Origin of the sequence: Pseudomonas sp. NPDC087342, from assembly GCF_044744265.1 — a bacterium.
GTDB lineage: Bacteria > Pseudomonadota > Gammaproteobacteria > Pseudomonadales > Pseudomonadaceae > Aquipseudomonas > Aquipseudomonas nunensis.
The window spans coordinates 204230-226625 of record NZ_JBIUXZ010000002.1 but is presented as its reverse complement, the minus strand read 5'-3'; the positions used below and the strand labels follow the sequence as shown (position 1 = coordinate 226625).

The window sequence follows — 22396 nt, the reverse complement described above, 5'->3', positions numbered from 1 at the left end:
CTCCTGTAGGAGCGAGGCTTGCCCGCGAAAAAGACACTTCGGTCTATCAGACTGACTCCGGCTGCCGATTCCAATACTTGAACAACGGCTCCGCCAGAAACAACACAAACAACAGCCGCATTACCTGCATCGCCGTCACCAGCGGCACCGACAATTGCAGGGTCTCCGCCGTCAAACTCATCTCCGCAATCCCGCCGGGCATCATGCCCAACGTCAGCGAACGCAAATCCAGATGCGTCAGCGCACTCAACCCCAGCGCCGCCGCCGTGGCGATCAACATGGTCAGCACCGTGCCAATCAATGTCCGCCCCATAAAGGACGGTGCGCGCCGGAAGAACTGCCGATTGAAGTGACAACCCAAACCGCTGCCAATCAGCCATTGACCGATCTGGCTGCCGCCATTAGGCAAACCGATGTGCAAATCCCAATTGATACTGACCGCCGCGCTCACCAGCAACGGCCCGAACAGCCACGGATTGGGCTGGCGCAACCGCTGCCAGCCCCAAGCGAGCAGGGCGCCCGCTGGGAATAGAATCGCCAGCCAACGCCAATCAACCGCCGTGGCATGCGAGATCGGCGTGCCGTCCCCCAGTAAATACTTGAACGCTGCCGGCACACACAGCACCACCACCAGCACCCGCAAACTTTGCCCCGCCGCGACCCGGCTAAGCACCGCGCCATTACGTGCGCCGAGGTTGACCATCTCGCCGGAACCGCCCGGCATGCTCGAGAAGAACGCGGTGGCGCGGTCCTCCCCGGTGCGCCGCATCAACCAGACCCCGACCACACTGGACAGACTGGTAACCAACGCACCGAAGAAGATCAAACCGAAGTGGCTCAATACCTGCTCCATCACCACCGGGGTGAAGTGCAGGCCGATGCCGATGCCGACGATCCATTGGCCGCATTTGCGCCCGCCAGGGATTTCCGCCAATTGCCAGGGCGTCAGGCAGCGCACCAGGATGATCGCCAACAACGAGCCGACCATCCACGGCAGCGGCCAGCCGACCTGGCTGGCGAGGTAACCGCCGAGCAGGCCGACCAGCGGTGTTCCCCACCAGGTTTTGAAGGGACGATCAGACATCGGCAATGGCGCGCCTCGCAACCGAACGTTTACGCCAGATCCGCAGGATCGGCATCAGCAGCATAAGCGCAGTCAGCACCCAGACACCAAACGTGATCGGGCTCGACCAGAGGATTTCCAGTGCCCCGTTGGAAATCGACAGGGCGCGCCGCAGGTTCTGCTCCATCAAGCCGCCGAGGATGAACCCGAGCAATACCGGCGACAACGGGAAGTCCAGTTTGCGCAGGATGTAGCCGAAGATACCGATGCCGACCATCAGGAACAGGTCGAACGTAGTCGCGTGCACCGCATAGACGCCGATCCCGGTAATGATCGCGATCACCGGCACCAGTGCCCAGTTCGGCACGGCGAGGATGCGGGTGAAGATGCGGATCATCGGGATGTTGAGGATCACCAGCATGATGTTGGCGACGAACAACGAAGCGATCAGGCCCCAGACAATGTCGGGTTGCTGTTGGAACAGCAGCGGGCCCGGCGTGATGTTGTACAGCGACAGCGCGCCGATCATCACCGCCGTGGTGCCCGAACCCGGAACGCCGAGGGTCAGCATCGGCACCAATGCGCCACAGGCCGACGCGCCGATCGCAGTTTCCGGCGCCGCGAGGCCGCGCATGTCGCCCTGACCGAACGTGCCTTTGGCACCGGCGATGCGTTTCTCGGTCATGTAGGCCACGGCGCTGGCGAGGGTTGCGCCGGCACCGGGCAACACGCCCATGATGAAGCCCAACAGGCCGCAACGGATGTTCACCACGAACACCGAAGACGCTTCCTTGAAGTTGAACATCATGCGCCCGGTGGCTTTCACCGCTTCCTGGCCGCGATGGGTTTTTTCCAGCAGCAGGAGGATTTCGCTGATGGAGAACAGGCCCAGCACCAACACGACGAACTGAATACCGTCGGTCAAATGGATGTTGTCCCCGGTGAAGCGGTACACGCCGCTGTTGGCATCGATCCCGACGCTCGACAGAAACAGGCCGATCAGCGCCGCGATAAAGGTCTTCAGCGGACGATCACCGGCCATGCCGCCGAGGCAGACAATCGCGAACACCATCAGTACGAAATATTCCGCGGGGCCGAAGGCAATCGCCCATTTCGCCAGCAACGGGGCGAACAGCACCATGCCGCAAGTGGCGATGAACGCGCCGATGAACGAACTCCACGCCGACAGCGACAACGCCACACCGGCCAGGCCTTTGCGGGCCATCGGGTAACCGTCGAGGGTGGTCATTACAGTGGAAGCTTCGCCCGGAATGTTCAGCAGGATCGAGCTGATCCGCCCGCCGTATTCGCAACCCAGGTACACCGCCGCCAGCAGGATCAGCGCCGATTCCGGCGGCAGACCGAGGGCGAAGGCAATCGGGATCAACAGCGCCACGCCGTTGATCGGGCCCAGGCCCGGCAGCAGGCCGACGACGGTGCCGATCAGCGTGCCGCAGAGCGCGGTCACCAGGTTGTATGGGCTCAGCGCGACGCCGAAACCCTGGCCCAAATAACCAAAAGTATCCATATCAGTTCTCCAGAACGTCGAGCAGGCCCAGGGGCAGCGGCACGTCCATCAACTTGTCGAACAGCAGGTAGAGACCAATGCTCATCAGCGTGGTGACGACGATGCTGGGCACCCAGCGACCGCCGTACAGGCGCGCCATCGGGATGCCGATCAGGATGCTGCTGAGAATGAAGCCCAACGGTTCGAACAGCCCGGCGAAGATCAGCAGCAAGACGATGCAGATGCCGATTTTGTTCAGGGTTTCGCGGTCGAGTTTCGGGTCGTCATCGCTGTGCACGATGGGCGTCGGGCGAAACAGCATGTACAGCAACCCCAGGCCCATCAGCCCGAGCATCAAAAGCGGAAAGGCCCGAGGCCCCACGGGTTCGTAGGAAAAAGCCGCTTGATACGGCCATGCCATCAGCGCCAGGCCGACACAGATCGCCAGCAGCACCGAAGCAAAAATGCGTTGTAAGAGCATGAGGAACTCCTGTGCCGCGACCCCGCGCAAGCGAGGCCGCAGCCGCTAGACAGAGACGATCACTGGATCAGGCCGAACTCTTTGGCCAGCACTTTGTAATCCGCGACTTGCTTCTTCACGTAGGTGTCCAGCTCCGGGCCGGTCATGGCGAACGGGAACAGTTCACGCTGATCGCGCAGCTTGGCGAACTCGTCGGAAGCCAGCAGTTTGTCGAAGGCGTCTTTCCACCAGGCGTAGTCTTCGTCGCTGACTTTTGGCCCGAGGTAGAAGCCGCGAACCACTGGCCAGACGATGTCGTAGCCTTGCTCTTTCGCGGTCGGGATGTCCTTCATTTCCGGTTCGTCGAGGCGTTTCTCGGAGAACACTGCCAACAGGCGCATGTCGCCGCTCTGGATGTGCGGCATGGAGTCGGAAATATCCGTGCTGCCGACCTGGATGTGACCGCCGAGCAGGGCGGTGGCGATTTCACCGCCGCCTTCGAGGGCGACGTAGCGCAGGTCACGCGGGTTGATCCCGGCGGCCTTGGCGATCAGCGCGGTTTGCATCCAGTCCTGGCTGCCGACGGTGCCGCCGGAACCGATCACCACTTTGCTCGGATCTTTCTTCAATGCTTGAACGAGATCGTCGAGGGTCTTGTAGGGCGAATCGCTTTTCACCGCGATCGCGCCGTAGCTGGTACCGACCGCTGCCAACCAGCGCACGTTGGTCTCATCGAAACGCCCGAACTTGCCTTGGGCCAGGTTCAACAGCGAACCGCTGGACCACGCCACCAACGTGCCGGCATCGGCCGGGCGCTGGGCGACTACCGCGTTGTACGCCACTGCGCCGACACCGCCGGGCATGTAGGTCACGCGCATCGGTTTGGTCAGCAGCTTTTCGTTAACCAGCGCGCTTTGCGCCAGTTTGCAGGTCAGGTCGAAACCGCCGCCGGGGGAGGCCGGGGCGATGCATTCCGGGCGCTTGGGCTCGGCCATGAGTTGTCCGGCGAACAGCATGCAACTGGCGGCAAGGGCGAAACGGCGCAGTGATCGATTCATAAGTGTCTCCACGGGAGTTATTGTTTTTGGGGATGTTTCAGAAGCGGCAGTTTCGCGTCGCGCAGCCGGTCAGCGCGCGGGCAAGCGTAAACGATAGGGATCGGGAAAAGGGGTGGAGCGGGCAAACCTGGAGCTGTATGGACAGCATGGTGCAGTACCTCGTTATTGTTCTTATTGGCGAAAACGCATCAAGGCGTTTTTCGGGAGCTACATTTCAAAGCACGATTCGATGGCCTGCAGTCGAAACCATCCGTGGCCGACTCTAACGGTCGAACCTTTCGCTAACCTTTCAGCTGGCTTTCACGGTTTTCGGGCTTCACAGCGGCGGATGCGGATGTAAACTCCGCGCCAAAGAATGGCGTCGACCATCCCTGAATGAGGTGAATATCCATGCGTGTCCTGCTCGTCGAAGACCATCTGCAGCTCGCCGAAAGTGTCGCCCAGGCGCTCAAGAGCACCGGGTTGACCGTGGATGTCTTGCACGACGGCGTGGCGGCCGACTTGGCCTTGAGCAGCGAGGAATACGCCATGGCGATCCTCGATGTCGGCCTGCCGCGCATGGATGGTTTCGAAGTGCTGGCGCGCTTGCGGGCCCGGGGCAAGAACCTGCCGGTGTTGATGCTGACCGCCCGCAGCGACGTCAAGGACCGGGTCCACGGCCTGAATCTGGGCGCCGACGATTACCTGGCCAAACCGTTTGAACTGACCGAACTTGAAGCCCGGGTCAAAGCCTTGCTGCGGCGCAGTGTGTTGGGTGGCGAGCGTCAGCAACGTTGCGGCGTGCTGGCCTACGACCTGGACACCCGGCGCTTCACCCTCGGCGAAGAATTACTGACGCTGACTTCTCGCGAGCAAGCGGTGCTTGAAGCACTGATTGCGCGTCCCGGTCGGGTGATGAGCAAGGAGCAACTGGCTTCCCAGGTGTTTGGCCTGGACGAAGAAGCCAGCCCCGACGCCATCGAAATCTACGTCCACCGCTTGCGTAAGAAACTCGACGGCCAACCGGTGGCGATCGTGACCTTCCGCGGTCTTGGTTATTTGCTGGAAAGCCGCGATGCATAAGCCCAGCAGCCTGCGTTGGCGGTTGCTGTGGAACCTGGCGTCGTTGCTGGTGGTGTTGATGTTGGCCAGCGGTTTGAGCGCGTACTGGAACGGTCGCGAAGCCGCCGACACCGCTTACGACCGCACCTTGCTGGCCTCGGCGCGGACCATTGCCGCCGGGGTTTCCCAGCGCGACGGCACTCTCAGCGCCGATGTGCCTTACGTGGCGCTCGACACCTTTGCCTACGACAGCGCCGGGCGCATTTTTTATCTGGTCAACGACATTCACCAGAACCTGATCTCCGGTTACGAAAATCTTCCGCCACCGCCGCCAGGGACGCCGCGCACCGATGACTATCCGGCGCTGGCGCGTTTCTACAACGCCGTTTATCGCGGGCAGAACGTGCGCGTGGTGAGCCTGCTCAAACCGGTGAGCGAACCGAACATGAATGGCATGGCGGAAATCCGTGTCGCGGAAACCGATGAGGCGCGGGTCAGCATGGCCCGCAGTCTGGCGGCGGATACGTTGCTGCGACTGGGCATGTTGGCGATTGGCGCGCTGCTGTTGGTCTGGTTCGCAGTGAGTGCGGCGCTGCGTCCGCTGGAGCGTCTGCGCACGGCGGTGGAGGAGCGGCAATCGGACGACTTGCGTCCTTTGCCGCTGGTGGAAGTGCAGCATGAATTGTGGCCGCTGGTGCGGGCGCTCAATCACTTTACCGAGCGTTTGCGCGGGCAGTTCGAGCGTCAGGCGCAGTTCATTGCCGATGCGGCCCATGAATTACGCACGCCACTGGCGGCGCTCAAGGCGCGGCTCGAATTGGGCTTGCGCTCCAGCGAGCCGCAAACCTGGCGCAGCACCTTGGAAACTGCCGCTCAGGGCACCGATCGCCTGACGCACTTGGCCAATCAGTTGCTGTCGCTGGCCCGGGTCGAAAACGGCGCGCGAGCGATTGCCGAGGGCGGCGCGCAGTTGCTGGACTTGAGCCAGTTGGCCCGGGAATTGGGCATGGCCATGGCGCCGTTGGCTCACGCACGAGGCGTGGCGCTGGCGCTGGAGGCAGAGGAACCGGTGTGGCTGCGCGGCGAGCCGACGTTGTTGAACGAGTTGCTGAGCAATCTGGTGGACAACGCTCTGGCGCACACGCCGCCGGGGGGCAATGTGATCCTGCGCGTGACGGCGCCAGCGGTGCTGGAGGTCGAGGACGATGGGCCGGGGATCCCCCTGGAAGAGCGCGATCGGGTGTTCGAGCGCTTTTATCGACGCAACCAGCAGGTCGCGGGATCAGGGTTAGGCTTGGCGATTGTTGGCGAGATCTGCCGCGCGCATTTGGCGCAAATCAGTTTGCATGACGGGGAGCGGGCGGGGTTGAAGGTTCGGGTGAGTTTTATTGCGGGGGAGTGAGGGTGTTTTTGCGGGCCTCTTCGCGGGCAAGCCTCGCTCCTACAGGGATCGCACAGAACCTGTAGGAGCGAGGCTTGCCCGCGAAGCTCTTAATAAAACATCGACCGCGACTCTTCCAGGTCCCTGCACATTGCTTCGTTCTCAGGATCAATCCCCAGCTTATTGAACGCCGGCACATTGAACGCATCGATTCGGGCTAGCGGATGGTCAGTGTCTTTGTGGCAATACAGGCAGGCGACCTGCACCACGTCAACATAATCGACCCGTGCGGAATCACGCTTGAAGTCGAGGTACTGCCCCGGCAATTTCACCAGCATTTCTGGAAACTCCCAGACGCTGAGCAGTTTGTCGCCAAGCAGCGGATGAATGCGGTCGATCACATGATTGAGGCTGACCGGGTCCGAGAGCAGTTCGTAGTGATCTTCGGCGTAGGTCAGGATCGGCAACACACCAATCTGATGCACCAGCCCGCCCAGCGCCGCCTGATCAGGTTTGAGTTGGGTGTAGCTGCGGCACAGCGAGTAGCTGATCCCGGCGATTTCGAGGCTTTTGCGCCACACGTCGCGCATTTTCTGTTCCACCACCTCGGAGCGGGCGTGGAAAATCTGTTCCATCACCAGACCAATGGCCAGGTTGCTGCTGTAGTTCACCCCCAGTCGGGTGATGGCGGTGTGCAGGTCGGTGACTTCCTGAGTCGCCCGCAGCAACGGGCTGTTGACCACTTTGATCAGGCGCGCCGACAACGCGGTATCGCGACCGATCACTTTACTCAGGGTGCTAACGCTGATTTCCGGATCTTCAGCGGCCTTGCGAATCTGCAGGGCCACTTCCGGCAATGTTGGCAGAACCAGGTCATCGTTATCGATGGCCTCAACCAAATCCTGTTGGACCTTATCCGCCAGCTCACTCATTTCTGTTCTCTAGGGTCTTGCATAAAAATACTGCGCTCAGCGCTGGATTTCTTTATCGCGATCCAGTGCGTAGGGCAGGTCGAGCAAGTGCAAGGCAGGGCCTTCGAGCGCCGCCAAGTGGATGTCGCCTGTCTCTGCTGCTTCGGCTTGCAGCACGGCCAGGAGTTCAATGTTTTGCTCGCCGCGAGCGGCAATCACCACTTCGCCAATCGAACTGTTGTGGCTCGGGGCAAACAGCTGGGTGCCGGGCTCCGGCAATTCACTGCCGTCCAGCTTCAGGCGATACAAGCGACGCTTGAGTTTGCCCAGGTATTGCATCCGCGCGACGATTTCCTGGCCGGTGTAGCAGCCCTTCTTGAAACTCACGCCGCCAACGGCTTGCAGGTTGAGCATCTGCGGAATGAACAGCTCACGGGTGCTCGGCATGACCTGGCCGATGCCTGCGCGGATCTGGCCCAGCAGCCATTGATTCAGCTCGCCTTCTGCCAGAGCGGCGGAGAGCTTGGCCTTGATAACGTCGGCCTGGTCGGCAGCGACCCACAGTTCGGCGCGCTCAGGCGAGACGCGAATGGCGATCAAGTCGTCATTGCGTGCAACGCTGTCGGTGTCTGCCGGCAACTCAAGGCCGAGGCTGCGCAGTGCCGCATCGCCATGCTCGAGGCCGAAGCGAACCCAGGCGGCGCTTTCATCGGTCAGTTTGGATTTGGAAAACACCGCGTACTTTTTCAGGTCCGCCAGTTGCGGCTCCAGCAGTTCGCTGGCCATGGCCAGGAGCACGCCGTCGCCTTGCAGCAGAATGCGGAAACTCGACTGCATCCGGCCCTTCTGGGTGCAGCGGGCGCCGAGGCTGGCCTGGGTGTCGCTCAGGTAGTTGAGGTTGCAGGTCAGTTGGCCCTGCAGGAATTTGCCGGCATCCGCGCCGCGAACCGCGAGAACGCCTTCGTGTGACAGGGTGCAGAAAAAAGCAGAATCGGCCATGGGTCATCGCAGGGTAAAGAGTCTGGAGGACATCATAAGGGGGCGCCCATGAAATGGGTAGTTCACAAAAGGACAGGAGGCCCGACCAAAGCCGACTGTTCGCTCCGGCTTTGGGCTGTATACTTGCCGCCTATTTGAGGAGCGCTCCATGGTCGAAGATGTTGAACTGAATCGCCTCTACTGGCACAGCCGCCGCGGCATGCTTGAGCTTGACGTGTTGCTGGTGCCGTTCGTGAAAGAGGTCTATCCGCACCTCAATGATGTCGACCGCGACTGCTACCGCAAGCTGCTCGAATGCGAAGATCAGGACATGTTCGGCTGGTTCATGGAGCGCGCCGAATCCGAAGATCCGGAGCTTCAGCGCATGGTTCGCATGATCCTGGATCGTGTCCAGCCCAAGTAACACGTTCGAATGCCGCTGGCATGCCTCGCGGCAGTTGCTGGCGGCTTACGGTTTGGCCCAGCTGTTCACGCTGGGCTCGTTGTTTCTTCTTTCCATACCGGCCTGGGCTTACGCGCTCGGCATGTTGCTGTGCGTGGCCCACGGTTTTTGGGCATTGCCGCGCCAGATTCTGCTGACACATCCTCAGGCAATTCGCGGCCTGCGCCGCGATGCCGATGGTTGGCAATTGTGGAGTCAGGCCCAGGGTTGGCAACCGGTGCAGTTACGGCCGGACAGCCTGGCGCTACCTTTGGTCGTGGTGTTGCGCTTTCGTCGGCGGGGCGAGCGGCGGGTCAGCACGATTTGCGTGCCTCGGGATTCGCAGACGGCGGATCTGCACCGACGCCTGCGGGTCCGTTTGACGTTCAGTCGACGTAGGTGGGCGGCACTAGAATAGTGTCCAGGGCTTCTGGCAACAGGTTCGGGTAGTCGAGGGTGTAATGCAGGCCGCGACTTTCCTTGCGTTCCATCGCTGACTGGATCATCAGCTCGGCCACCTGGGCCAGGTTGCGCAATTCGATCAAGTCCCGGCTGACTTTATAGTTGCTGTAGAACTCATCGATTTCGTCCAGCAGCAGGCGCACCCGATGCTGGGCCCGTTGCAGGCGCTTGTTGGTGCGCACGATGCCGACGTAGTCCCACATGAAACGCCGCAGTTCATCCCAGTTGTGCGCAATGATCACGTCTTCGTCAGAGTCGGTGACCTGGCTCGCATCCCAGACGGGCAGGGCGATGGGGATCGATACCTGCGGCAACTGCTGGAGAATGTCCGCCGCTGCCGAGCGCGCATAGACGAAGCATTCCAGCAGCGAGTTGCTGGCCATGCGGTTCGCGCCGTGCAGGCCGGTGAAGCTGGTTTCGCCAATGGCGTACAGCCCCGGCACATCGGTGCGGCCCTGCTGGTCGACCATCACGCCGCCGCAGGTGTAGTGCGCCGCCGGCACCACCGGGATCGGTTGCTTGGTGATGTCGATGGAAAACTCGAGGCAGCGTTCGTACACCGTCGGGAAATGGGTCTTGATGAACGCTTCGGGCTTGTGGCTGATGTCCAGGTAGACGCAGTCGATACCCAGTCGCTTCATCTCGTGGTCGATGGCCCGGGCGACGATGTCCCGTGGCGCCAGTTCGGCCCGTGGGTCGAAGCGCTGCATGAAGCGTTCGCCGTTCGGCAGCTTCAAGTGCGCACCTTCGCCGCGCAGGGCTTCGGTGATCAGGAAACTCTTGGCCTGCGGGTGATACAGGCAAGTGGGGTGGAACTGGTTGAACTCCAGGTTCGCCACCCGGCAACCCGAACGCCAGGCCATGGCGATGCCATCACCGCAGGCGCCATCGGGGTTGCTGGTATAGAGGTAGACCTTGGCGGCACCGCCGGACGCGAGAATCACAAAGCGTGCGCCGTAGGTGTCGACTTCGCCGCTGGCGCGATTGAGCACATAGGCGCCGAGGCAGCGATCGCCTTCCAGGCCCAGGCGCTTTTCGGTGATCAGATCGACTGCGACCCGCTGTTCCAGCAGTTCGATATTCGGGCGCTTCTTGGCCTGATCGAGCAAGGTTCTGAAGATCGCCGCGCCGGTGGCATCGGCGGCGTGGATGATGCGCCGATGGCTGTGGCCACCTTCGCGGGTGAGGTGGAATTCGAAACCACCGTCTTCAGTGCCGGACTGTTCATCGCGGGTAAACGGGACGCCTTGGTCGATCAACCACTGGATGGCTTCTTTGCTGTGCTCGACGGTGAAGCGCACGGCGTCTTCATGGCACAACCCGCCGCCGGCATTGAGGGTGTCATCGACGTGGGACTCAACGGTATCGGTGTCATCCAGCACGGCGGCGACACCGCCCTGGGCCCAGAACGTCGAGCCATTGGCGAGGTCGCCTTTGCTCAGTACGGCGATGCGCAGGTGACCGGGTAGGGTCAGCGCAAGGCTCAAGCCGGCAGCGCCGCTGCCAATCACCAGGACATCATGTTGAAACTGTTGGCTCATTTCAGGATTCCGCTCAAAGCGACCCGGGTCGGGGTTGGCGCAAGACACCTGGATCGGCGAGTCAGGCAGCCACACAGCCCACTAGTATATAGAGGGGGGGATCGGCACAATAGCCGGGCCTACATGGCATTGTGAAACTACTGTGACGGAAAAGACCGCGCGCTTCGTCGGATGTTTTTTTCGCCGGTTCGGCGACAAGACGACTGTATCGTGGATTTAACAGTCTTTTTCGCTCCACGGTTGCACAATGTCGGTTGCACCCGGCTATAAATATTTGGAACTTTTGCCAAAGGCCCAAGATCAATAGCTGGTTGCCCGAATCAAGGGGACAGTGTCGGCTTCGGAGCGGGATCTGCGGTTTGGTCCTTGCCGGCGAATCCGATGACAAGATTATTCGCGCAGCCGGGTTAACCCGAGCTGCGCTTTTCGTGCGTGCCAAATCAGAGCCCGCAGGAAACTTGCTTGGAGGGGGAGAACTTTTGCGAAAAGCCCGAGTCTATGTTTGCAAGTCTGGTCGTTTAGTTATGCAAGCCTCCTTCGAGCTTATCGAGGAGTGTTCATGCTAACCCAGGAAGAGGATCAGCAGCTGGTTGAGCGCGTTCAACGCGGCGACAAGCGAGCTTTCGATCTGCTAGTGCTGAAATATCAGCACAAAATTCTCGGGTTGATCGTGCGTTTCGTGCACGACACCCATGAAGCCCAGGATGTCGCACAGGAAGCCTTTATCAAGGCGTACCGTGCACTTGGTAATTTCCGCGGAGACAGCGCGTTTTACACGTGGCTTTACCGCATCGCCATTAACACGGCGAAAAACTATCTGGTTTCACGCGGCCGTCGGCCGCCGGATAGTGATGTCAGTTCCGAAGACGCAGAGTTCTACGACGGCGATCATGGCCTCAAGGATCTCGAGTCGCCAGAACGCGCATTACTGCGGGATGAGATCGAAGGCACCGTCCATCGAACCATCCAGCAACTTCCAGAAGATTTGCGTACGGCCTTAACTTTACGTGAATTCGATGGTCTGAGTTACGAGGACATTGCAGCCGTCATGCAATGCCCGGTGGGTACCGTGCGCTCCCGGATTTTCCGGGCTCGGGAAGCCATCGATAAAGCCCTGCAGCCGTTGTTGCAGGAAAACTGAGACAGCGGCGACAGCCAAGAGAGGAACGCCATGAGTCGTGAAGCCCTGCAGGAATCGCTGTCCGCAGTGATGGATAACGAAGCGGACGAGCTGGAATTGCGTCGGGTACTGAATGCCTTTGACGATGTTGAAACCCGCGAAACCTGGGCTCGTTACCAGATCGCTCGGGCAGTCATGCATAAGGATCTGTTGCTTCCACGTCTGGACATCGCTGCGGCAGTCTCTGCTGCGCTGGAAGATGAAGCCGTCCCGGCCAAGGCATCTCGTGGTCCATGGCGCAGCCTGGGTCGTTTGGCCGTCGCTGCTTCGGTAACCGTGGCTGTACTGGCGGGTGTTCGTCTTTACAACCAGGACGAAATTGCCGGGGTCGAATTGGCTCAGCAATCCACGCAGTCCACTCTGGCCGTTCCACAGGTCAAGGGTCCAGCTGTATTAGCAGGCTATAGTGAGAGTTCGGAAGCCACTGGTCCTATGGCCAACGGCGTTTTGCAAGGTCAGCCGGGCTGGCACGATCAGCGTCTGCCAAGCTACTTGCGCCAACATGCTCAACAGGCTGCACTGAAAGGCACTGAAAGCGCTCTGCCTTACGCTCGTGCAGCAAGCCTGGAAAACCGCTAAGGAGGATCATGCGCGCCATACCTTTACTTTCGCTTCTGCTCGGTGGCTGGTTCATTGTTCCAGCCCATGCCGACGAAGCCCAGGACTGGTTGACACGTCTGGGCCAGGCCGAGCAACAGCAAAGCTTTCACGGCACTTTTGTTTACGAGCGTAACGGTAGTTTTTCTACCCATAACATCTGGCACCGCGTCCAGGATGGCAAGGTCCGCGAGCGTTTACTCCAGCTCGACGGCTCGGCACAGGAAGTCGTGCGCATTGATGGACATACTCAATGCGTCAGCGGCACCCTGATCGCAGGGCTGGGGGACTCTCCCAACTCTGCCGCTCGTGCACTCGATCCACAAAAGCTCAAGAATTGGTACGACCTTGCCGTTATCGGCAAGTCGCGTGTGGCTGGGCGTGCGGCAGTGATTGTTTCACTGACGCCGCGCGATCAGCATCGTTACGGTTTTGAATTACACCTGGACAAAGAAACGGGCTTGCCCCTGAAGTCATTGCTGCTCAATGACAAAGGGCAGTTGCTCGAGCGCTTCCAGTTCACACAACTAGATACCGTCGATGTTCCGTCGGACAGAGATTTGCTGGCAGGTCCTGATTGCAAGGCGCTCACTCTCGACACTGACAAGGCTACGGCTGTGAAAACCGCCGAGGTCTGGCATTCGGACTGGCTGCCGCCAGGTTTCGAACTCAGTAGCAGCTCCTCGCGCAAAGACCCCGAGACCAAAACCCAAGTCAGCAGTCTGATGTACGACGACGGCCTGGCTCGCTTCTCTGTGTTCCTAGAGCCGCTGAATGGCGCTACGGTCACCGATACGCGTACCCAGTTGGGGCCGACCGTTGCCGTTTCCCGACGCTTGACCACACCCCAAGGCGAGATGATGGTCACCGTAGTCGGTGAAATTCCCATCGGTACCGCCGAACGGATTGCGCTGTCCATGCGCAACAATGCTGCTACGGCCAAACAGTGAGCTGAATTACGATGCTCACGGATCGGCGATTTGATTGTGCGAGAGGTCAGTAATGCCTATCCCGCCGTTGAGATGTCGAAATGTTTGGTGAGCATTTTCATTTGCAAATACCCCTGAATTTTTCTATAGGTCAGAGCCTCTCGGCTCTGGCCTTGTTTTTTGTTCCCGGAACAAAAATACCGGCGTATCGTTCCCGGTGTTCCTTGCTCCATATCGCTTAACCATGCTCGTCGTAACGGGAGCCGTATGTCGATACCACGCTTGAAGTCTTATCTTTCCATTTTTGCCACCGTGCTAGTGCTCGGTCAGGCGGTCCCTGCCCAAGCGGCCGAATTGCCTGACTTTACGCAATTGGTCGAACAGGCTTCGCCTGCGGTGGTGAACATCAGCACCACGCAAAAACTGCCGGATCGCAAAGTGTCAGGCCAGATGCCGGATCTTGAAGGCTTGCCGCCAGCACTGCGCGAGTTCTTCGAGCGCGGCATGCCGCAACAGCGTTCGCCACGTGGTGATCGTCAACGCGAAGCCACATCCCTGGGCTCGGGTTTTATCATCTCGCCGGATGGCTACATCCTGACCAACAACCACGTCATCGCCGACGCCGACGAAATTCTTGTCCGCCTGGCCGACCGTAGTGAGTTGAAAGCCAAGCTGGTCGGCACTGACCCGCGTTCCGACGTGGCGCTGCTGAAAATCGAAGGCAAGGACCTGCCGGTTTTGAAACTCGGCAAATCCCAGGACCTGAAGGCCGGTCAATGGGTTGTCGCCATCGGTTCGCCGTTCGGCTTTGACCACACCGTGACCCAAGGCATCGTCAGCGCCATTGGGCGCAGCCTGCCGAATGAGAACTATGTCCCGTTCATTCAGACCGACGTGCCGATCAATCCGGGCAACTCCGGTGGTCCGCTGTTCAACCTGAACGGTGAAGTGGTCGGGATCAACTCGCAGATCTACACCCGTTCCGGCGGCTTCATGGGCGTGTCGTTCGCGATCCCGATTGACGTGGCCATGGACGTCTCCAATCAGTTGAAAAGCGGCGGCAAGGTCAGTCGTGGCTGGCTGGGCGTGGTGATTCAGGAAGTGAACAAGGACCTGGCTGAATCGTTCGGCCTGGAAAAACCGGCCGGTGCGCTGGTGGCTCAGATCCAGGACGATGGCCCGGCGGCCAAGGGTGGCCTGCAAGTGGGCGACGTGATCCTGACCATGAACGGTCAACCGATCGTCATGTCTGCTGATCTGCCGCATCTGGTTGGCGCGCTCAAGGCAGGCTCCAAGGCCAATCTTGAAGTGATCCGCGAGGGCAAGCGCAAGAATGTCGAGCTGACCGTCGGTGCGATCCCGGAAGAAGGCAAGGAGTTGGACGGCGCGCCGAAATCCGGTGTCGAGGGCAGCAGCAACCGCTTGGGTGTTTCCGTGACCGAGCTGACTGATGAACAGAAGAAAACCTACGACCTCAAGGGTGGTGTGGTGATCAAGGATGTTCAGGACGGTCCTGCTTCGCTGATTGGCTTGCAGCCTGGCGACGTCATTACTCATCTGAACAACCAGGCGATTGGCTCCTCCAAGGAGTTCTCCGACATCGCCAAGGCATTGCCTAAGAACCGCTCGGTGTCGATGCGGGTTCTGCGTCAAGGTCGTGCCAGCTTCATCACCTTCAAACTGGCTGAATAAACCGGTTGTTGGCTGAATAAAAAACCGCCTCGAAAGAGGCGGTTTTTTTGTGTCCGGATTTTATGAAACAAGCATCAGCCCATCATGTCCTTGATCATTCGTTCCTGCTCCATCAGCTCCCGTTGCCGTGCATCGATCCGCGATGACAAGGGGAAGTTGCCGCCGGCCTTGCGCTTGGCAAAGTCCAACTGCTGTATGGCCTGGCGGTAGTCGCCGACCAGCGCGAAGTATTCGGCGCGCGCCTGATGCAGGCCGATGATGTTGCCCGACAGCCCGCGAGTTTCCGCCACCATGTACCAGACGTCCGGATCGTCAGGGCGGGACTTGAGCAGATTCTCCAGGGCTTTTTCCGCATCGGCAGTGCGGTTCTGTTTCAGCAGCAGATCAACCCTTACCTGGTTCAGCGGATAGTTACCCGGAAACTGGGTTAGCAATCGGTCGACCCGAGTCTGGGCGTCCGGCAGCCGATTGTTGGTTATGTCCAGATCAACCTGGGCCAGGTTGTAGATGATTTCGTTGGGTGCCGTGGCCAACAGAAGCTTGAGATTCTCCCGCGCTTCATTCAGCTGGCCACCCTTGATCTGGGCAATGGCCAGGCCATATCGGGCGACATCGTTTTTCGGGTTTTCATCGAGTTGGGCGCGGAAGCGTTTGGCGCCCAGGCCTGGGGTTTCTTCATAAATCAGCTGCACCCGTGCGCGAATCAGCTGATAACGCATGCTGTCTTCGATGCCACCCTGTTTGGCTTGTTCGGCACGGTTGCGGGTATCGGCGATACGCGATTCGGTTACCGGGTGAGTCAGCAGGAACTCCGGCGGCTTGGCGTCGTAGCGGTACTGGCGCATCAGGCGTTCGAACATATTCGGCATCGAGCGCGGATCGTAACCGGCCTTTTCCAGATTGATGATGCCGATCCGGTCGGCTTCCTGCTCATTCTGGCGCGAGAAGCGCCGTTGTTCCTGGATCGCTGCCGCCTGTGTACCGGCAATGGTGGCGATCCCGGCATCACCGGCGCCAGCAGCGGCAATCACGATCCCGGCGAGCAGGGCGGCCATCATCGGCACCTGCATGCGTTGCGAGGCTTCAACGCCGCGGGCGAAGTGGCGTTGCGACAAGTGAGCCAATTCGTGGGCGAGTACCGACGCGTATTCGCCCTCGGTCTGCGCATTGAGGAACAAGCCGCCGTTGACCCCGACGATCCCGCCCGGCGCGGCAAAGGCGTTCAGCTCCGGGCTGTTGATCAGGATGAATTCCAGGCGTCGGTCACTGACCTGGCTGGTCTCCACCAGCTTGTAGACGCTGGATTCGACGTAATCCTTGAGCTGCGGGTCGCTCAACTGCTGGACCTGGCTACGCAACATCGCCAGCCATGCGCGGCCCAACTGGTGTTCCTGTTGTGGCGAGACAATGGCAGAACTGGCATCACCGAGTGACGGCAGGTCGTCGGCGAAGCCTGGTGAGGCGAGCAGGCAAGCGAGCGTCAGCAGGGTAGGGCGCAAAAAAGTCATGCACAAAGCCTTAGTCGACAAAGACCTTACTGTAGCCGGACAGTGGGCTTGGGACCAGATATTCTAGGCCGCTCAACCACCTGATCCGGAGTGATGCAATGACCGATGCTGTAGCCCATGACGTTGAACTGGACGCCAGTGGCTTGAATTGTCCGTTGCCATTGCTCAAGGCCAAGCTGGAGCTCAATCGAATGGCCAGCGGCGCGGTACTCAAGGTAATCGCCACGGACGCGGGCTCCCAGCGCGACTTCCGCACCTTTGCCCGATTGGCCGGTCATACGCTGCTGCTTGAAGAAGACGAGTCAGGCGTTTACCGCTATTGGTTGAAAAAAGCCTGAAACCTGCTGCGTTCGTTACTAAGGATTATTGATGTTCAAAGTGTTACGCGACTGGATTCAGCGCTATTTCTCCGATGAAGAAGCCGTGGTGTTGGCGGTGCTGCTGTTTCTGGGGTTTACCGCCGTGCTCACCTTGGGCGGCATGCTCGCGCCGGTTCTGGCGGGGATGGTGCTGGCGTATCTGATGCAGGGGCTGGTCGTCACCCTCGAACGCTTGCGTGTGCCCGGTGGCGTGGCCGTGGGGCTGGTGTTCGCGTTGTTCATGGGGGTGTTGCTGGTGTTCATCGTGGTCGTGGTGCCGTTGCTCTGGCATCAACTGATCACCTTGTTCAACGAGTTGCCCGGCATGCTCGCCAAGTGGCAGTCGCTGCTGTTGTTGCTGCCTGAGCGCTACCCGCATCTGGTGTCCGACGAGCAGGTGCTGCAGGCCATCGAAGTGGCCCGGGGCGAGATCGGCAAGTTCGGTCAGTGGGCGCTGACCTTTTCGTTGTCGAGCCTGCCGCTGCTGGTCAACATCATGATCTACCTGGTGTTGGTGCCGATCCTGGTGTTCTTCTTCCTGAAAGACCGGGAAATGATCGGGCAGTGGGTTCGCGGCTACTTGCCACGTGAGCGGGCGCTGATTACTCGTGTCGCGCATGAAATGAACCGGCAGATCGCCAACTACATTCGCGGCAAGGTCATCGAGATTTTCATCTGCGGTGGGGTGACGTACATCGGTTTCGTCGTGCTGGGGCTCAACTACGCGGCACTGCTGGCGTTACTGGTGGGCGTGTCGGTGGTGGTGCCTTACGTCGGCGCCGTGGTGGTGACCGTGCCGGTGATGTTGATCGCGTTGTTCCAGTGGGGCTGGAGTGATCAGTTCATCTACCTGATGGCGGTCTACGGGATCATCCAGACCCTGGATGGCAACGTGCTGGTGCCGCTGCTGTTCTCGGAGGCGGTCAACCTGCACCCGGTGGCGATCATCTGCGCGGTGTTGTTGTTTGGCGGGTTGTGGGGCTTTTGGGGAGTGTTCTTTGCGATTCCCCTGGCGACGCTGTTCAAGGCAGTGCTCGATGCGTGGCCGCGCAAGGAGCCGGTGGTGGCGCCGTTGCTTTAACTGTTGATCCTGATTATTCGGTGAGGCTGAAGGCCTCATCCCGAGCAAGCTCGGTCCCACAAGGTTTGCGAAAAACCTGTGGGAGCGAGCTTGCTCGCGATTGCGTCAGAACAGACGCCGTAGGAATCAGCCCTTGTTCAGCGCCTGAGCCGCAGCTAAAACCGCATCCACATGACCCGGCACCTTCACGCCGCGCCATTCCTGACGCAACACACCGTCCTTGTCGATCAGGAAGGTGCTGCGATCAACGCCCATGTATTCCTTGCCGTAGAGCTTTTTCAGCTTGATCACGTCGAACAGCTGGCAGAGCGCTTCTTCCTTGTCGCTGATCAGCTCGAAGGTGAAGGCCTGCTTGGCTTTGAAGTTCTCGTGGGATTTCAGGCTGTCGCGGGACACGCCGAAGACTTCGGTGTTGGCAGCTTTGAAAGCCTCCAATTGATCGCGAAAGCCCTGGCCCTGGGTCGTGCAGCCCGGCGTGCTGTCCTTCGGATAGAAGTAAATCACCACCTGCTTGCCCTTGAGGCTCGCGAGGCTGACGGTCTGCCCGCTGGTGGCGGGTGCTTCGAAGTCGGTAACCGGTTGGTCGATAGCAACGGCCATGAAAGCTTCCTTACATTGGGTTTTGTGGGCGCCACGGTTCGATCAGGGCGTCCAGGTTCAGCGCGTCGGCGAAATCCAGGAACTGATCGCGCAGCCAGCTGATTTGCACGCCGGCCGGCAGCGTCACGGTGAACGTGGCGTTGAGCATGGTGCCGCCGGTCTGAGGTGCCTGATACGTGTCGCAGGTCAGGTTTTCCAGCTCGACGTTGTGGTCCATGAAGAACTGGCACAGCTCGTTGATGATGTCTGAGCGATAGGCCGAGCTGACATAGGCGACGTACGGCAGGGCCTGGGGACGATTCTCCAGGGCCGCGCTACGCACCACATTGACCGTGAAGGCGTGCTTCTTGGCGAGGATCGGCAGGCTGCCTTCCAGACGAGCCAGGGCGTCCCAGCTACCGGAGATCTCGAGGATCAGGGCACTGCACTCGCCATGACGGGTCAGGCGAGAGGTGACCACGGCGCAGCGGTTTTCATGGCTGGCGCGGCACAGGACGTTAGTCAGCTCCATGGGGTTGGCGCCGAGGGCACTGATGACAAGGAATTGTTCGCGAACTGTGGGGGTGGACATGCAGCATTCCTAAAGCGATGAGCGGTCGATACTTCTACGGGCTTTTTTTACCGGGGGCGACCCTGCGCAGACGAATTCAAAAAACCCGAGCCGAAGGTTGCAACGTGCTCCAGAGTGGCGGGAGCGAGGGGTGGCAACGCTGGATCGGGGCTTGTGATGCCGAAAATGGAGGCTGGAACCCGGCGTACGAGCTTATCAGTACCGATCAAAGTCTGAAGGGTAGCGAAAAGCAGCGCCAAGGGGAATGGCAGCAGCGCAGTACTTCGCTTGTACAAGCATCTTGGCGCCAGTACCATTACGGCTCTCTTTTTCCGGCAGGAGCGGTTGCATGATTGCGGGCAGTATGGTGGCACTGGTCACACCCATGGATGCACAAGGTCGTCTCGACTGGGACAGCCTGAGCAAACTGGTGGACTTTCACCTGCAAAACGGCACCCACGCCATCGTGGCGGTCGGCACGACAGGTGAATCGGCCACGCTAGACGTGAACGAGCACATCGAAGTGATCCGTTACGTGGTCAAGCAGGTTGCAGGGCGCATCCCGGTTATCGCCGGTACCGGTGCGAACTCGACGCGCGAAGCCATCGAGCTGACCACCAACGCCAAGAGCGCCGGCGCCGACGCCTGCCTGCTGGTCACGCCTTATTACAACAAGCCGACCCAGGAAGGCTTGTACCAGCACTTCAAGGCCATCGCCGAAGCCGTCGATATCCCGCAGATCCTTTATAACGTGCCTGGCCGCACCGCGTGCGACATGCTGGCCGACACCGTTATCCGTCTGTCGACCGTAAAAAACATCATCGGCATCAAAGAAGCAACCGGCGACCTGGGCCGTGCCAAGGCGATCATCGACGGTGTCAGCAAAGACTTCCTGGTGATCTCCGGTGACGACGCCACCGCAGTCGAGCTGATCCTGCTGGGCGGCAAAGGCAACATCTCGGTGACCGCCAACGTTGCCCCGCGTGACATGGCCGACCTGTGCAACGCCGCCCTCAAAGGCGACGCCGTGACCGCTCGTGCCCTCCACGAAAAACTGATGCCGCTGAACAAGACACTGTTCATCGAATCCAACCCTATTCCCGTGAAATGGGCACTGCATGAAATGGGCTTGATGCCGGACGGTATCCGTCTGCCGCTCACCTGGCTCAGCGCTGCCTGTCACGAACCGCTGCGGCAGGCCATGCGCCAGTCCGGCGTCCTGGTTTAATTGAGGAAGTACAACGCATGAAGCGAATGGCCGGACTTTCCGCACTTGCCTTGATTATCTCCAGCACCAGTGGCTGCGGATGGGTCTGGGGCCCGGAAGGTTACTTCCGTGACCGTGGTAGCGATTACCTGGAAGCGCAACAGACTGCACCGATGCAACTGCCACCGAACGTCAGCACCGCCAAACGTCTGGATCCGCTGTTGCCGATCCCGCGTAACGTGGCCGATGACACCGCGAAGGGCGAATACATCGTGCCGCGTCCGCAGCCGCTGTCGGCGATTGCTGACGCCAGCGACTACACCCTGCAAAAAAGCGGTGATTCGAGCTGGGTCATGGGCCAGCACCCACCGGCCGAAGTCTGGCCAGTGGCGGTACAGTTCTTCCAGGACAACGGTTTCCGTCTGGATGAGCAACGCCCGCAAACCGGCGAATTCACCACGACCTGGCAGCATTCCGACGAACTGTCCGCAGCCATGGCCAAGCGCCTGAGCGCGGCCGGCATCAGCGCCGACAGCGAAACCCGCGTGCGGGTCCGCATCGAGCCAGGCGTGCAGCGCAATACCAGTGAAGTCTACGTGGTCAGCGCCCAGCGTCCTTCGGGCAGCACCGCCGACGTCGATTTCACCAACCGTTCGGTCAACACTGGCCTGGACGCGGCACTGGTGGACGACCTGCTCGCGAGCATGAGCCGCACGGCAGAGAAGGGCGGTTCGGTCTCCATGCTGGCTTCGCGTGATTTCGATACGCCAAATCGCGTCAGCCTGAGCGAAGACGGCAGCGGCAACCCGGTCCTGAACGTCGGTCCTGATCTGGATCGCGCCTGGTCGAGCGTCGGTCGTGCACTGGAACAAGGCGAATGGCGCGTTGAAGACATCAACCGCAGCCTGGGCCTGTACTACATCAACCTGGCTGAAAAAGCCGAGAAGAAAGACGAGAAGCCTGGTTTCTTCAGCAGCCTGTTCGGCAGTGCGCCGTCCAAGGAAGAAGTTGAAGCCCGTGCCGAGCGTTATCAGGTTCGCCTGAGCAAGGTTGGCGAGAACGTCCAGGTCACCGTCGAGAAAAACATCAACACCGTTGCGCCAGCCGAAGTGGCCCGCAAAGTGTTGAGCGTGATTCAGGACAACCTGGGCTGATATCACATGCGTTTTGCCGTTCTCGGCAGCGGTAGCCAAGGGAACGGCACGCTGATAGCCAGCGCTGATACGTATGTGCTGGTGGATTGTGGTTTCTCCCTGCGGGAAACCGAAAAACGCCTGTTGCGCCTTGGGGTAAACCCGGCGCAGCTGAGCGCGATACTCGTGACCCACGAACATGCCGACCACGTGCATGGCGTGGGTTTGCTGTCTCGGCGCTACAATCTGCCTGTCTACCTCAGTCGCGGGACCCTGCGCGGGATGCGCAAACCGATCGAACCCGCGGGCTTCCTGGCCGGCGGCGAGCAATTGCAAGTCGGCGCCCTGAACATCGAAGTCATTGCCGTGGCCCACGATGCACAGGAACCGACCCAGTACGTTTTCAATGACGGTGAGCGGCGCTTCGGCCTGTTGACCGACCTGGGCTCGTATTGCAACAAGGTGCTGGACGGCTATCGGGACCTCGATGCGTTGATGATCGAGTCCAACCATTGCCGTGACATGCTGGCTCGCGGTCACTACCCCTACTTCCTGAAGCAGCGGGTGGGCGGTGAACTGGGACATTTGAACAACCACCAGGCGGCATTCCTGGTGTCTGAGTTGGGCTGGCAAGGCCTGCAACACCTGGTCCTGGCCCATCTGAGCAGCAAGAACAACCTGCCGCAGCTGGCCCGGCAATGTTTTGTCGACACCCT

23 protein-coding genes are annotated in these 22396 nt (G+C 60.1%); 13 read left to right on the top strand and 10 right to left on the bottom strand.

Annotated elements, in window-relative coordinates:
* Nucleotides 1–46 precede the first annotated feature (46 nt).
* The 4 genes from ACIOYV_RS08925 to ACIOYV_RS08910 are packed head-to-tail and all read right to left on the bottom strand — an operon-like array spanning nucleotide 47 to nucleotide 4088.
* On the bottom strand, nucleotides 47–1084 hold the full coding sequence (locus ACIOYV_RS08925; RefSeq protein ID WP_401322968.1) for an AbrB family transcriptional regulator: 1038 nt from the start codon (nucleotides 1082–1084) through the stop codon (nucleotides 47–49).
* Complete coding sequence (locus ACIOYV_RS08920) at nucleotides 1077–2591, bottom strand: tripartite tricarboxylate transporter permease (protein ID WP_054046736.1); 1515 nt, start codon at nucleotides 2589–2591, stop codon at nucleotides 1077–1079. Before ACIOYV_RS08920 ends, ACIOYV_RS08925 begins: the two co-directional genes overlap by 8 nt.
* A 1-nt stretch (nucleotide 2592) precedes the next feature.
* Nucleotides 2593–3051: a tripartite tricarboxylate transporter TctB family protein gene (locus tag ACIOYV_RS08915; RefSeq protein WP_054615871.1), complete on the bottom strand. Its 459-nt coding sequence runs from the start codon at nucleotides 3049–3051 to the stop codon at nucleotides 2593–2595.
* A 59-nt stretch (nucleotides 3052–3110) separates the two neighbouring features.
* Nucleotides 3111–4088: a tripartite tricarboxylate transporter substrate binding protein gene (locus tag ACIOYV_RS08910; protein ID WP_163908927.1), complete on the bottom strand. Its 978-nt coding sequence runs from the start codon at nucleotides 4086–4088 to the stop codon at nucleotides 3111–3113.
* A 390-nt stretch (nucleotides 4089–4478) separates the two neighbouring features.
* Between ACIOYV_RS08910 and ACIOYV_RS08905 the strand changes: the two genes are divergently transcribed.
* Nucleotides 4479–5150 (top strand): response regulator, encoded by a 672-nt coding sequence (locus tag ACIOYV_RS08905; RefSeq protein WP_054046730.1) that lies wholly within the window; start codon nucleotides 4479–4481, stop codon nucleotides 5148–5150.
* Nucleotides 5143–6531, top strand: a complete 1389-nt coding sequence (locus ACIOYV_RS08900; RefSeq protein WP_054046729.1) for a sensor histidine kinase — start codon at nucleotides 5143–5145, stop codon at nucleotides 6529–6531. Before ACIOYV_RS08905 ends, ACIOYV_RS08900 begins: the two co-directional genes overlap by 8 nt.
* A gap of 89 nt (nucleotides 6532–6620) precedes the next feature.
* On the opposite strand, the gene ACIOYV_RS08895 is transcribed toward ACIOYV_RS08900, so the two are convergent.
* Nucleotides 6621–7442 (bottom strand): HDOD domain-containing protein, encoded by an 822-nt coding sequence (locus ACIOYV_RS08895; RefSeq protein ID WP_401322964.1) that lies wholly within the window; start codon nucleotides 7440–7442, stop codon nucleotides 6621–6623.
* A 36-nt stretch (nucleotides 7443–7478) separates the two neighbouring features.
* Complete coding sequence (locus ACIOYV_RS08890; RefSeq protein WP_401322962.1) at nucleotides 7479–8420, bottom strand: YgfZ/GcvT domain-containing protein; 942 nt, start codon at nucleotides 8418–8420, stop codon at nucleotides 7479–7481.
* A 148-nt stretch (nucleotides 8421–8568) separates the two neighbouring features.
* On the opposite strand from ACIOYV_RS08890, the gene ACIOYV_RS08885 reads away from it, so the two are divergent.
* A complete protein-coding gene (locus tag ACIOYV_RS08885; protein WP_007944081.1) occupies nucleotides 8569–8823 on the top strand; it encodes a succinate dehydrogenase assembly factor 2 in 255 nt (84 codons plus the stop codon).
* Nucleotides 8807–9259 carry a protein YgfX gene (locus tag ACIOYV_RS08880; protein ID WP_401322959.1) on the top strand — a complete coding sequence of 151 codons (453 nt, stop codon included), beginning with the start codon at nucleotides 8807–8809 and terminating at the stop codon, nucleotides 9257–9259. Before ACIOYV_RS08885 ends, ACIOYV_RS08880 begins: the two co-directional genes overlap by 17 nt.
* Here ACIOYV_RS08880 and nadB read toward each other — a convergent pair.
* On the bottom strand, nucleotides 9228–10844 hold the full coding sequence (gene nadB, locus ACIOYV_RS08875) for an L-aspartate oxidase (RefSeq protein WP_163908931.1): 1617 nt from the start codon (nucleotides 10842–10844) through the stop codon (nucleotides 9228–9230). The two genes, ACIOYV_RS08880 and nadB, sit on opposite strands and share 32 nt — an antisense overlap.
* Nucleotides 10845–11403: 559 nt before the next feature.
* On the opposite strand from nadB, the gene rpoE reads away from it, so the two are divergent.
* The 4 genes from rpoE to ACIOYV_RS08855 all read left to right on the top strand — a co-directional run bounded on the left by rpoE (nucleotide 11404) and on the right by ACIOYV_RS08855 (nucleotide 15242).
* Nucleotides 11404–11985, top strand: coding sequence for an RNA polymerase sigma factor RpoE (gene rpoE, locus ACIOYV_RS08870; protein WP_007944079.1), 582 nt, complete (start codon nucleotides 11404–11406; stop codon nucleotides 11983–11985).
* A 30-nt stretch (nucleotides 11986–12015) separates the two neighbouring features.
* Nucleotides 12016–12603, top strand: coding sequence for a sigma-E factor negative regulatory protein (locus ACIOYV_RS08865; protein ID WP_123507596.1), 588 nt, complete (start codon nucleotides 12016–12018; stop codon nucleotides 12601–12603).
* A gap of 8 nt (nucleotides 12604–12611) precedes the next feature.
* The gene (locus ACIOYV_RS08860) at nucleotides 12612–13571 is read left to right on the top strand and encodes a MucB/RseB C-terminal domain-containing protein (RefSeq protein WP_401322955.1); all 960 of its coding nucleotides are present in this window, start codon (nucleotides 12612–12614) and stop codon (nucleotides 13569–13571) included.
* A gap of 246 nt (nucleotides 13572–13817) precedes the next feature.
* Complete coding sequence (locus ACIOYV_RS08855; protein ID WP_401322952.1) at nucleotides 13818–15242, top strand: DegQ family serine endoprotease; 1425 nt, start codon at nucleotides 13818–13820, stop codon at nucleotides 15240–15242.
* 74 nt (nucleotides 15243–15316) lie between these two features.
* Here the strand turns inward: ACIOYV_RS08855 and ACIOYV_RS08850 are convergent, their stop codons facing one another.
* Entirely contained in the window at nucleotides 15317–16750 is a 1434-nt protein-coding gene (locus ACIOYV_RS08850; RefSeq protein ID WP_401322949.1) for a M48 family metalloprotease, read from the bottom strand.
* 98 nt (nucleotides 16751–16848) lie between these two features.
* On the opposite strand from ACIOYV_RS08850, the gene ACIOYV_RS08845 reads away from it, so the two are divergent.
* Nucleotides 16849–17088: a sulfurtransferase TusA family protein gene (locus tag ACIOYV_RS08845; protein ID WP_054046711.1), complete on the top strand. Its 240-nt coding sequence runs from the start codon at nucleotides 16849–16851 to the stop codon at nucleotides 17086–17088.
* Between the two features lie 31 nt (nucleotides 17089–17119).
* Nucleotides 17120–18190, top strand: coding sequence for an AI-2E family transporter (locus ACIOYV_RS08840; RefSeq protein ID WP_163908934.1), 1071 nt, complete (start codon nucleotides 17120–17122; stop codon nucleotides 18188–18190).
* A gap of 126 nt (nucleotides 18191–18316) precedes the next feature.
* Here ACIOYV_RS08840 and ACIOYV_RS08835 read toward each other — a convergent pair whose 3' ends face one another.
* The gene (locus ACIOYV_RS08835; RefSeq protein WP_401322944.1) at nucleotides 18317–18790 is read right to left on the bottom strand and encodes a peroxiredoxin; all 474 of its coding nucleotides are present in this window, start codon (nucleotides 18788–18790) and stop codon (nucleotides 18317–18319) included.
* 10 nt (nucleotides 18791–18800) lie between these two features.
* Entirely contained in the window at nucleotides 18801–19361 is a 561-nt protein-coding gene (locus tag ACIOYV_RS08830; RefSeq protein ID WP_054046705.1) for a glycine cleavage system protein R, read from the bottom strand.
* Between the two features lie 328 nt (nucleotides 19362–19689).
* Here ACIOYV_RS08830 and dapA point away from each other — a divergent pair, with 328 nt between their 5' ends.
* The 3 genes from dapA to ACIOYV_RS08815 form a co-directional block, all read left to right on the top strand.
* Nucleotides 19690–20568: a 4-hydroxy-tetrahydrodipicolinate synthase gene (gene dapA / locus ACIOYV_RS08825; protein WP_054046701.1), complete on the top strand. Its 879-nt coding sequence runs from the start codon at nucleotides 19690–19692 to the stop codon at nucleotides 20566–20568.
* Nucleotides 20569–20585: 17 nt separating this feature from the next.
* Nucleotides 20586–21701, top strand: coding sequence for an outer membrane protein assembly factor BamC (gene bamC / locus ACIOYV_RS08820; protein WP_401322940.1), 1116 nt, complete (start codon nucleotides 20586–20588; stop codon nucleotides 21699–21701).
* Nucleotides 21702–21707: 6 nt separating this feature from the next.
* Nucleotides 21708–22396 (top strand): MBL fold metallo-hydrolase (locus ACIOYV_RS08815; RefSeq protein WP_401322937.1); only part of this gene is annotated, 689 nt, incomplete at its 3' end.

Coding starts and splice junctions, on each gene's coding strand:
- ACIOYV_RS08895 (WP_401322964.1), bottom strand. CDS start 7,442: ATGAGTGAGCTGGCGGATAAGGTCCAACAGGATTTGGTTGAGGCCATC.
- bamC (WP_401322940.1), top strand. CDS start 20,586: ATGAAGCGAATGGCCGGACTTTCCGCACTTGCCTTGATTATCTCCAGC.
- ACIOYV_RS08865 (WP_123507596.1), top strand. CDS start 12,016: ATGAGTCGTGAAGCCCTGCAGGAATCGCTGTCCGCAGTGATGGATAAC.
- ACIOYV_RS08900 (WP_054046729.1), top strand. CDS start 5,143: ATGCATAAGCCCAGCAGCCTGCGTTGGCGGTTGCTGTGGAACCTGGCG.
- ACIOYV_RS08890 (WP_401322962.1), bottom strand. CDS start 8,420: ATGGCCGATTCTGCTTTTTTCTGCACCCTGTCACACGAAGGCGTTCTC.
- nadB (WP_163908931.1), bottom strand. CDS start 10,844: ATGAGCCAACAGTTTCAACATGATGTCCTGGTGATTGGCAGCGGCGCT.
- ACIOYV_RS08855 (WP_401322952.1), top strand. CDS start 13,818: ATGTCGATACCACGCTTGAAGTCTTATCTTTCCATTTTTGCCACCGTG.
- ACIOYV_RS08885 (WP_007944081.1), top strand. CDS start 8,569: ATGGTCGAAGATGTTGAACTGAATCGCCTCTACTGGCACAGCCGCCGC.
- ACIOYV_RS08925 (WP_401322968.1), bottom strand. CDS start 1,084: ATGTCTGATCGTCCCTTCAAAACCTGGTGGGGAACACCGCTGGTCGGC.
- ACIOYV_RS08910 (WP_163908927.1), bottom strand. CDS start 4,088: ATGAATCGATCACTGCGCCGTTTCGCCCTTGCCGCCAGTTGCATGCTG.
- ACIOYV_RS08835 (WP_401322944.1), bottom strand. CDS start 18,790: ATGGCCGTTGCTATCGACCAACCGGTTACCGACTTCGAAGCACCCGCC.
- ACIOYV_RS08860 (WP_401322955.1), top strand. CDS start 12,612: ATGCGCGCCATACCTTTACTTTCGCTTCTGCTCGGTGGCTGGTTCATT.
- ACIOYV_RS08830 (WP_054046705.1), bottom strand. CDS start 19,361: ATGTCCACCCCCACAGTTCGCGAACAATTCCTTGTCATCAGTGCCCTC.
- ACIOYV_RS08850 (WP_401322949.1), bottom strand. CDS start 16,750: ATGACTTTTTTGCGCCCTACCCTGCTGACGCTCGCTTGCCTGCTCGCC.
- ACIOYV_RS08845 (WP_054046711.1), top strand. CDS start 16,849: ATGACCGATGCTGTAGCCCATGACGTTGAACTGGACGCCAGTGGCTTG.
- ACIOYV_RS08905 (WP_054046730.1), top strand. CDS start 4,479: ATGCGTGTCCTGCTCGTCGAAGACCATCTGCAGCTCGCCGAAAGTGTC.
- rpoE (WP_007944079.1), top strand. CDS start 11,404: ATGCTAACCCAGGAAGAGGATCAGCAGCTGGTTGAGCGCGTTCAACGC.
- ACIOYV_RS08915 (WP_054615871.1), bottom strand. CDS start 3,051: ATGCTCTTACAACGCATTTTTGCTTCGGTGCTGCTGGCGATCTGTGTC.
- ACIOYV_RS08840 (WP_163908934.1), top strand. CDS start 17,120: ATGTTCAAAGTGTTACGCGACTGGATTCAGCGCTATTTCTCCGATGAA.
- dapA (WP_054046701.1), top strand. CDS start 19,690: ATGATTGCGGGCAGTATGGTGGCACTGGTCACACCCATGGATGCACAA.
- ACIOYV_RS08920 (WP_054046736.1), bottom strand. CDS start 2,591: ATGGATACTTTTGGTTATTTGGGCCAGGGTTTCGGCGTCGCGCTGAGC.